General features: G+C 70.2%; 7 protein-coding genes. 3 read left to right on the top strand and 4 right to left on the bottom strand.

Translation table 11 applies throughout. The features are described from left to right. Positions 1–411: 411 nt before the first annotated feature. Positions 412–861: a PTS glucose transporter subunit IIA gene (locus tag ACFWJX_RS35000; protein ID WP_383250355.1), complete on the top strand. Its 450-nt coding sequence runs from the start codon at positions 412–414 to the stop codon at positions 859–861. A gap of 85 nt (positions 862–946) precedes the next feature. After that, complete coding sequence (gene ptsP / locus ACFWJX_RS34995) at positions 947–2617, top strand: phosphoenolpyruvate--protein phosphotransferase (RefSeq protein ID WP_383250354.1); 1671 nt, start codon at positions 947–949, stop codon at positions 2615–2617. Positions 2618–2685: 68 nt separating this feature from the next. On the opposite strand, the gene ACFWJX_RS34990 is transcribed toward ptsP, so the two are convergent. After that, on the bottom strand, positions 2686–3591 hold the full coding sequence (locus tag ACFWJX_RS34990; RefSeq protein ID WP_383250353.1) for a hypothetical protein: 906 nt from the start codon (positions 3589–3591) through the stop codon (positions 2686–2688). A gap of 90 nt (positions 3592–3681) precedes the next feature. Next, a complete protein-coding gene (locus ACFWJX_RS34985; protein WP_383250352.1) occupies positions 3682–5649 on the bottom strand; it encodes an acetoacetate--CoA ligase in 1968 nt (655 codons plus the stop codon). A gap of 213 nt (positions 5650–5862) precedes the next feature. Here ACFWJX_RS34985 and ACFWJX_RS34980 point away from each other — a divergent pair, with 213 nt between their 5' ends. Then, complete coding sequence (locus tag ACFWJX_RS34980) at positions 5863–8238, top strand: glycoside hydrolase family 31 protein (RefSeq protein WP_383250351.1); 2376 nt, start codon at positions 5863–5865, stop codon at positions 8236–8238. Here the strand turns inward: ACFWJX_RS34980 and ACFWJX_RS34975 are convergent. Beyond that, complete coding sequence (locus tag ACFWJX_RS34975) at positions 8229–8765, bottom strand: NUDIX domain-containing protein (RefSeq protein ID WP_383250350.1); 537 nt, start codon at positions 8763–8765, stop codon at positions 8229–8231. The two genes, ACFWJX_RS34980 and ACFWJX_RS34975, sit on opposite strands and share 10 nt — an antisense overlap. A 45-nt stretch (positions 8766–8810) precedes the next feature. Next, a complete protein-coding gene (locus ACFWJX_RS34970) occupies positions 8811–9620 on the bottom strand; it encodes a M15 family metallopeptidase (protein WP_383250349.1) in 810 nt (269 codons plus the stop codon). Positions 9621–9723: the final 103 nt, after the last annotated feature.

Raw genomic sequence — 9723 nt, 5'->3', positions numbered from 1 at the left:
CGCTGTTGAGTTCTCAAGGAACGGACGCTTCCTTTGTACTCACCCGAGAGACTCTCTCAGGCTTTCCTCCGGGCGCTTCCCTTCGGTCTTGCGTTCCCAACTCTATCAGCGATTTTCCGTCTCCCTGACCACCGTCCCGCAGACATGCGGGAGATGATCCAGAGATAGGATCAGACAAGTTGGGTGCTGCTCGGTTAAGCGCGCTTGCTTGCGTCGCTCACCCTTAAGCAGGAGTACGACTGTACACGGGGCCGCGGAGCGCGTGCAAATCCATTAGGGTAGTGGTCTAGACCACGGATCGGGATCACTCGTGCGGAACCGGTACTTCGTATGACATACCCTGCTGCACAGTGCGCCGTCCGGGACTGGCAGTGACGGCCCATATACATCTCCATCCCTGGGAGGTTTCCCATGACCACCGTGACGTCCCCGTTGGCAGGACGCGCCATCGGACTGGCAGCAGTGCCTGATCCGGTCTTCTCCGGGGCCATGGTCGGCCCCGGCACGGCCATCGACCCGGTGCGTGAGCCTTCTGAGGCCGTGGCACCAGTGGACGGGGTCATCGTCTCCCTGCACCCGCACGCCTTCGTCGTCGTCGACGCTGAGGGGCACGGCGTGCTCACTCACCTGGGTATCGACACCGTGCAGCTGAACGGCGAGGGCTTCGAGCTGCTCGTCAACAAGGGCGACACGGTGACGCGCGGGCAGGGCATCGTGCGGTGGAACCCAGTCGCGGTGGAAGAGGCCGGCAAGTCCCCGGTGTGCCCCATCGTGGCCCTGGAGGCCACGGCCGACGCCCTCGGTGAACTCCGTGAAGACGTCGACGTGAAGACTGGCGACGTTCTCTTCTCCTGGCACTGAGCCGACGCCGTCGTATGTAGGACGGCACATAGGGACAACCACCACCGCGGCGGCGGGACCCGCCGCACTATCGGAGACGGGTGAGATGGAGACAACGCTGCGAGGCGTCGGTGTGAGCCACGGTGTGGCGATCGGCGAGGTTCGGCACATGGGAACGGCGGTCCTCGAACCGCCCGCCAAGCAGATCCCGGCCGAGGAGGCGGAGCGTGAACAGGGGCGCGCCCGTCAGGCCGTGGATGCTGTGGCAGCCGATCTGATGGCGCGTGGCAATCTGGCGGGGGGCGAGGCCCAGGCGGTGCTCGAAGCCCAGGCCATGATGGCCCAGGACCCGGAACTGATGGCGGACGTTGACCGGCGTATCGCCGTCGGCAGTACGGCCGAGCGGGCCGTGTACGACGCATTCGCCGCGTACCGCGAGCTGCTGGCGAACGCCGGGGAGTATCTCGCCGGTCGCGTGGCTGACCTCGACGACGTGCGGAATCGTATCGTCGCCCGTCTGCTGGGCGTTCCGATGCCCGGTGTCCCGGACAGCGACGAGCCGTACGTGCTGGTCGCGCGGGATCTCGCGCCGGCCGACACCGCGCTGCTGGACCCGACGCTGGTGCTCGGTTTCGTGACCGAGGAAGGTGGGCCGACCAGCCACAGCGCGATCCTGGCGCGCGCGCTGGGTGTGCCGGCGGTCGTGGCGCTACCCGGTGCCGGTGAGCTTGCCGAGGGGACGGTCATCGCCGTCGACGGCAGCACGGGCGAGATCTTCGTGGACCCGGCCGAGGAGAAGAAGGCGCAGCTGAAGGCGGCGGCCGCGGAGCGGAAGGCGGCGCTGTCCGCCTCTACCGGGCCGGGTGCCACCGCCGACGGTCACAAGGTGCCGCTGCTGGCGAACGTCGGTGGGCCGGCCGATGTGCCGGCCGCTGTCGAGGCCGGCGCGGAGGGGGTCGGCCTGTTCCGTACCGAGTTCCTCTTCCTCGACGACAGCACGAAGGCTCCGTCGGAGGAGAAGCAGGTCACGGCGTACCGGCAGGTGCTTGAGGCGTTCCCCGAAGGGCGTGTCGTGGTGCGGGTGCTGGATGCCGGCGCGGACAAGCCGCTGGACTTCCTGACCCCGTCGGACGAGCCGAATCCGGCGCTGGGCGTGCGAGGTCTGCGGACTCTCCTCGACCACCCCGACGTGCTGCGCACCCAGCTGTCCGCGCTGGCCAAGGCCGCCGAAGGACTCCCGGTCTACCTCGAGGTGATGGCCCCGATGGTCGCGGACCGTGCCGACGCGAAGGCGTTCGCCGACGCGTGCCGTGCGGCCGGGCTGCGGGCCAAGTTCGGTGCGATGGTGGAGATCCCGTCGGCCGCTCTGCGGGCGCGCTCGATTCTGCAGGAGGTGGAGTTCCTGTCCCTGGGGACGAACGACCTCGCGCAGTACACCTTTGCCGCGGACCGTCAGGTGGGAGCGGTGTCAAGGCTCCAGGACCCGTGGCAGCCCGCGCTGCTCGACCTGGTCGCGCTGTCCGCCGAGGCGGCGAAGGCCGAGGGCAAGAGCTGTGGTGTCTGTGGTGAGGCCGCGGCCGACCCACTGCTCGCGTGTGTGCTGACGGGCCTGGGTGTCACCTCCCTGTCGATGGGGTCGGCGTCGATTCCGTATGTGCGGGCGACGCTGGCGAAGTACACGCTCGCGCAGTGCGAGCGGGCCGCGGCGGCTGCCCGTGCGACCGACAGTGCCGAGGACGCGCGCGCGGCGGCGCAGGCGGTGCTGTCCGACGAGTAGTCGGGCCGTGCCGTTGTTCCGCTGCTGAGGAGGGGCGCTCCGCTTTCGCGGTGAGCGCCCCTTCTGTGTCAGTGGTGATGGCCCGGGGCGGGCCCCTGCTGTCCGTCCTGGGTGAGGTCGGGCGGTACGCAGTAGTCGACGCCGGACTCGGGTGCGATGAGGTCGCCTGATTCGACGTCGGTGCAGTAGGCGTCGAAGACCTCGCCGGCGGTCAGCGGTTCCAGTCCTTCGCCGCGCAGGCGCCAGCCGTAGACGCGGTCGGGGGCGTCGGCGGAGCTGGTGCGCATGACCAGTCCGCCGGGGCTCCGGGTGGCGACGCCGAGGGCGAGGATGGTCGTGAACTCGATGACCTCGGCCTCGTCGAGCGGGGTGGTGCCGTCCACTGCCTCGTCCGCGTGAAGGACGGCGACAAGGGTTTCGGGTGTGCCGGTGACGCTGCACACGAGGTGGCGGTTGCCGGGCGGTGCGGTGTCGAGGATGCGGGCGACGAGGTCGGAGGCCTGGGTGAAAGCCGCCCGGCCGATGTCCTCGCCGCAGGTCGCGCACGCACCGAGGCGGGCGAGGAGAGTGGCCGCGTACTCCCAGGTCGCTTGCCGGACGGCTTCGTCCACCAGGGCGGGTACCAGGTCGGCCAGCGGCTGGCCCTCGTAGGGGAGGGTGGGGCCGGTGGTGGCCAGTTCTGCCGTGAAGCGGGTGCGGTGGGCGGCGTTGTCGGGGTCGAGGCCCTTCGTCGCGCAGAAGTCGGCGTACTCCTGGGGGTCGAAGAGGGCGACGGTGGTGTGGGTGCCCTGGAGGGCGCGCGTTTTGAGGAGGTCTTCCACCTGTCGGAGGTAGGTGGTGTGGTCGTCGAAGGTGAAGGTGCGATAGCGGCGCATGGCCCGGAAGTCGTGTTCGTCGGTGAGCAGGCCGATGGTGCCGGCGATCTCACGGCGCAGGACGCGTCGCATGGTCCAGTGGTCGGTGTGTGCCGCCATGGTTTCCCCCTGTGTGTGCACAGTCGATCAATGCTCACTCACAGTAACCAACGCCACTGACAATGCGCCCTGAGCTGGACTTTGGGCCGGTCAGGATCTTTTGCGGGCGAGCTCCTCGTAGAAGTGCAGCAGGTCGAGGTTGTCGATGGAGCCTGGATTGACCGCTTTCTCCAGGGGGGTTCCCTGGAGAAGGCGCTTGACCGGGACCTCGATGCGCTTTCCGGTGAGGGTGTGCGGGACTCCGGGGACCTCGATGACCTCGTCGGGGACGTGGCGTGGGGAGAGTTCCTCGCGAATGGTCTGCTTGATGCGGTCGAGGAGCGCCTGGTCCAGGACGGCTCCCGGCGTCAGGTGGACGAAGAGCGGCATCCAGTAGCCGCCGTCGGGCTGTTCGATGCCGATGACCAGGGATTCCTTGATCTCGGGCAGGCGCTCCACGGCTTCGTAGATGTCGGCCGAGCCCATGCGGACGCCCTGCCGGTTGAGCGTGGAGTCGGATCGTCCGTGGATGACGACGGAGCCGCGTGAGGTGAGGGTGATCCAGTCGCCGTGACGCCATGCGCCGGGGTAGGTGTCGAAGTAGCTGTCGTGGTAGCGGCTGCCGTCGGGGTCGTTCCAGAAGTAGACCGGCATCGAGGGCATGGGGTTGGTGACGACGAGTTCGCCGACCTCGTCGATGACGGGCCGGCCGCTCGGGTCCCAGGCCTGGAGGTCGGTGCCGAGGCAGGGTGCCTGGAGTTCGCCGGTGTACACGGGGAGGGTCGGTACGGCTCCCGCGAAGCAGGAGCAGACGTCCGTGCCGCCGCTGACGGAGGCGATCCAGAGGTCCTCGCGGACCTCGTCGTGCAGCCAGCGGAAGCCGTCCGGCGGCAGGGGCGAGCCTGTGGTGGCGACGCAGCGGACCGTGGAGAGGTCGAAGTCACGGGCCGGGTGCACGCCGGCCTTGCGGCAGGCCATGACGTAGGCCGCCGAGGTGCCGTAGAGCGTGGCTCCGGTGCGCTCGGCGATGCGCCACTGGGCGGCGGTGTCGGGGTAGCCGGGGCTGCCGTCGTAGAGGACGACCGTCGTGCCGGTGAGGAGGCCGGAGACGAGGAAGTTCCACATCATCCAGCCGGTCGAGGTGTACCAGAAGAAGCGATCCTGGGGGCCCAGATCGCAGTGCAGGCCGAGTTGCTTGAGGTGTTCGAGGAGGATGCCACCCTGGGACTGGACGATGGCCTTGGGCAGGCCTGTCGTGCCGGAGGAGTAGAGCACCCACAGAGGGTGGTCGAAAGGGACCTGTTCGAAGGTGGGTTCCTGATCCGCGGCGGTCAGGGCCGACCAGTCCAACGCTCCACCGGGGGTCTCGGTGCCCAGGAGAGGGATGTGGACGACGGCGCGCAGGGTGGGCAGTTCGCTGCGGAGTTCGGCGACGACATCGCGGCGGTCGTGTTCCTTGCCGCCGTAGCGGTAGCCGTCGACGGTGAACAGGACGACCGGCTCGACCTGCTGGAAGCGGTCGAGGACGCTGCGGGCCCCGAAGTCGGGGGCGCAGGAGGTCCAGACGCCGCCGACCGCGGCCGTGGCGAGGAGGGCGACGACGGCCTGCGGGATGTTCGGCAGGTAGGCGCTGACCCGGTCACCGGGGCGGACGCCGAGGCGGCGGAGTTCCGCGGCGAGGGAGCCGACCTGGCGGCGCAGTTCGGACCATGTCACCGGTCGGGGTTCGTGCGTCTCGTCGACGTACAGGAGGGCCGGTTCGTCCGCGCGGGTGGTGGCGGCGCGGAGGGCGTGCTCGGCGTAGTTCAGGGTGGCGCCGGGGAACCATTGGGCGCCGGGCATGGCGCGGTCGCCCAGCACGCGCGTGTAGGGGGTCGAGAACCGTACGTCGAACCACTCCGTGACAGCTGTCCAGAACGTTTCCAGTTCAGCGACGGACCAGCGGTGCAGGGCCGGATAGCCGCCGTCGGAGGGGGCTCCGTGTCGTTCTGCCGCCCAGGTCTGGAACTTGGTGACCTGGGCCTCGGCGATGCGCTGCGGATCTGGCCGCCAGAGCGGCTCGGGGTTCACGGTCGACATGGGGCGGCTCCCGGACTGTGCGCGTCGTGTGCGTCGCGCGCGCACGCGCTGGGGTGTGCGCGTGACGCGGCTGACACGGACGATGCCATGTGATCGACTTCCACACCAGGGTGTGCCCCACACAGTCCGTGTCGTGAAGATGTGGGTCGAGCACAGGTGAACGGCAGTTGAACCACACGCGCGCGCGGTCCGGTCAGTGACAGGGTGAGCGGCATGAACGGTCGTGACCTGGTGCGTTCGATGAAGGTGATCGGTTCTGCGGGGGCCGCACAGAGGTTGCGCACCGTGAGAGCAGCGTGGCGTAGGCGGCTTGCCGACGCCAGGGGGCTGCCGGCGCGGGGCGCCGAGCGCGCGCGGGTGCCTGGAGTGGTGCAGGACGTGGAGCCGGGGCCCGGTGGCGGGACGATCCGCTTCAGCCGCTCGGAACTGATGATCCGCGTCGCGGTGAACGGGGCCGTCTTCTGGGGCTGGGACGGGGCCGGTCCCGAGCCGTCGTACGCGCTGGCCGGACGCTGTCCTGAGGCCGATCCCCGGGCGGTGCTGGAGCCGGACAAGGACGGCGGCTGGCGGGTGGTGGCGGAGCGGGTGACGGTCGCGGTCTCGCGGCACGGGGCGATCGAGGTGCGGACGCCGGGTGGTGTGGCGCTGCGGCGTGATCTGCCGCCGCGGTGGTGGGAGCCGGCGGACAGCGGTCCGGGGCGGTGGATGCAGCGGTCGGAGGTGGCGGCGGACGCGCGCTTCTTCGGGCTCGGCGGCCGGACGTGCGGGCCCCGTCTGCGGGCGGGGACGTACCGGCTGTGGAACACCGGTCCGGGGCGGGGGTTCGGTCGGGGCGGCGATCCGCTCCACCTGACGATGCCGGTGCACTTCGTGGTGGCCGACGCGGCCACGCATCTGGCGTTCCACGACACGTCGTGGGACGGCTCTGTGAAGCTGCGGGAGGGTGAGGAGGGGGCCGGCTCCGGGCACGACCGGGCCGGTATGTCCGAGCTGCGGATGGACGGCGGCCCGTTGCGCTGCTGGGTGATGGTGGGGACCCCCGCGCGCGTGCTGCTCACCTGGGCCTCGCTCACCGGTGCGCCGGCGCTGCCGCCCGCCTGGGCGCTCGGGCATCATCACGCGGGGGGCTTCGGCGGCGAACAGGAGGTGCGGCGTGTGGTGGCCGGCTACCAGGAGCGCGGCCTGCCGCTCGACGCGGTCCATCTGAGCGCCGACCACGTGGACGACCGTCAGGTGTTCACTGTCGACCAGGAGTGTTTCGCGAAGCTGGCCGTGCTGGCCGAGGAGCTGCGGCGGGACGGTGTCCGCCTGGTGTCGATCGTCGACCCTGCGGTACGGGCGTCGCCGGGTGACGCCGTCTACGACAGCGGGGTCACCGAGGACGCGTTCGTGCGGGAGGCCTCTGGGCGGATCGTGGCGGGCGTGGTGCGGGCGGGCAGGTCGGTGTATCCGGACTTCACGCACGCGCGCGTGCGGCGATGGTGGGGCGGGCTCTACGCGGAGGGGATCGCGCAGGGCTTCTCGGGTTTCTGGCACCACATGAACGAACCCACGTCGTTCACCGCCTTCGGGGAGTCGACGCTTCCCCGGTCGGCGCGGCACACTCTGGAGGGCCACGGCGGCGATCATCGCGAGGCGCACAACGTGTACGGGCTGTGCATGGCGCAGGCCGGCTACGAGGGGCTGCGGGAGCTGCTTCCCGCCGAGCGCCCCATCGTGGTCTCGCGCTCCGGCTGGGCGGGGCTCCAGCGCTACGGCGGTACATGGTCCGGTGACGTCACCCCGGGCTGGCCGGGGCTGCGGGCGTCCCTGTCACTGGTGTTGGGGCTCGGGCTGTGCGGGGTGCCGTACTCGGGGCCGGACGTGGGAGGTTCCGAGGGCAGCTCCTCTTCTGAGTTGTATCTGCGGTGGCTCCAGTTGGGCGCGTACCTACCGCTGTTCCGTACGCATGCGGGTCCCCGGGCCGGGCGCGGGGAGCCGTGGGAGTTCGGCCCCGAGGTGCTGGAGCACGCGCGCGTGGCGCTCGTCGAGCGTCGGCGGCTGCTGCCGTACTTCGTGACGCTGGCGCATCTGGCCCGGCGGACGGGGGCTCCCTACGCGCGGCCGCTGTGGTGGGGTGCCCCGGAGGACCGGGCGTTGCGCGACTGTGAGGACGCGTTCCTGCTCGGTGACTGTCTTCTGGTGGCTCCGGTTCTGGACGCGGGCGCGGACCGGCGGGCGGTGCGGGTGCCGCGGGGTCTCTGGTACGACACGGCGACGGGGAAGCCGTACGAGGGGCCGGGGCAGGTCCTTGTCGACGCGCCTCTGGGACGGATACCGGTGCTCGCGCGCGCGGGTGCGGTGGTGCCGGTGCGTGCGGAGGACGGCGGTCTGGAGCTGGAGGTGTGGGCGCCTGCCCGGGGACGGACGGGGGGCGGGCTGGTGGTGCGGGACGCGGGCGACGGCTGGGAGGAGCCCGAGATCGAGCGGTACGTCGCTCGCTGGGACGGCGATCGGGGGGTGGTCGTGGAGCGGGAGGGTGAGGACGGCGTGCGTGAGCCGTCCTATCCCGTGCGCGTACGCGGGCTCGGCGGGTCGGCTCAGATGTAGCGGCCTTCGAAGAACGCCCGGACGGCGATGGTGTGCAGCGGGAAAGCCAGCTCCTCCGGCCTGTGCAGAAGGTGCCAGCCTGCCGTCTCGTCGGTGACGGCCGACGTCGGCAGGCGGTCCGCGGGGCGCTCCGGCAGGAGCCCGAACAGCAGGAGATGGCCGTCGGGCGAGCTCATCGCGTCGGCGAGGCGTACGTCGCGACTCTCGGCCTCGATGCCCGTCTCCTCCTGGAGTTCCCGGACGACGGCCTGCTTCCACTCCTCGCGGTGGTCGATGTAGCCGCCGGGCAGGGCGATGCCTCCGCGCGCGGGGGCGATGGTTCGGGTGATGACGACGAGGGCGGTGCCCTTCGTGTCGTACACGGGCTGGAGAGCGATCGCGACCGGCAGGGGGTTGCGGTGGGTGACGGTGGCGCAGGCCGGGCAGGTGCGGGGCCAGCCGGTGACGCCCTCTCCATAAGGTGCTCCGCAGCCCGAACAGTGGGAGTCGGGCACGGAGTTGTCAGTGGGGTGTTGAGTTTCGGACACGCGCGGACTGTATCCGATCAAGGGCGGGCAGAGTGCGCGGGTGGCTCAGGGGGACCTTGTGAGGGACTTGGCGGAGACGGGGAAGTCGAAGTAGGTGTCCGGGTGGGGTTCGGGCTTGAAGGTGTAGTGCCACCACTCCTCGGCGAGATTGACGAAGCCCTGCTCCTCCAGCGTGCTCTTCAGGAGGAGCCGGTTGGCCCTCTGTTCGCCCTGGATACGCGGGTCGAGGGTGTGGCTGAGGGTGTCGAAGCAGTCGAATCCGGTTCCCATGTCGACGGAGTTGTCCGGGAAGCGCTGCTGTTGTGGCGCGAAGCAGGGCACGAGGGGTTCACCGGGAACGTACGGCCTGGCCGGTCGGGCCGGCAGTCCGACGAGTGTGACGTCCAGGGTCGAGCCGCGGCTGTGGCCTGATTTCTCGGCGATGTAACCGTCCTCGAACAGGCGGGTCTTGTCGACGTTCGGGTAGAACTCCCCCTTCATCGCCTGGTCGTCGAGGTCCTCGGCCCACCGGACGAAGTGGTTCACCGCGCGCTGGGGCCGGTAGCAGTCGTACACCTTGAGCGTGTAGCCCTGGCGCAGGAGCTTCGTCTGGGCCTTGTGCAGAGCCTGGGCGGCGGGCCGGGTGAGGATGCACAGCGGCCGGTGGTAGCCGTCGATGCGTTCGCCGACGAAGTTGTGCGGGGTGAAGTAGCGCATCTCCTGGAGGATCGTTCGGTCCACGGTTCGCAGGGCGACGAAGTCCGCCGGGGCCTTGGGGGCGGTGTCCGCGCGGGCCGGGGCGGACGCGGTGGTCACGGCCAGCAGGGCGGCGAGCGCGGTGACGACGCCGCGCACTGCGCTGGAAAGTCGTGTCATGTCCCCTGCATCTATCAGGTCCGGGCTCCGCTCGGGAAGACGATCGCATGCAGTCCGCCCGCGGGAGCCCGACTCCCTGCCCATTTTTCGATGATCGTGGCAC

This window comes from Streptomyces sp. NPDC058335, from assembly GCF_042723915.1.
Lineage (GTDB): Bacteria > Actinomycetota > Actinomycetes > Streptomycetales > Streptomycetaceae > Streptomyces.
Note: the sequence above shows the minus strand (reverse complement) of the source record. Positions and strands in the feature narration are given on the sequence as shown.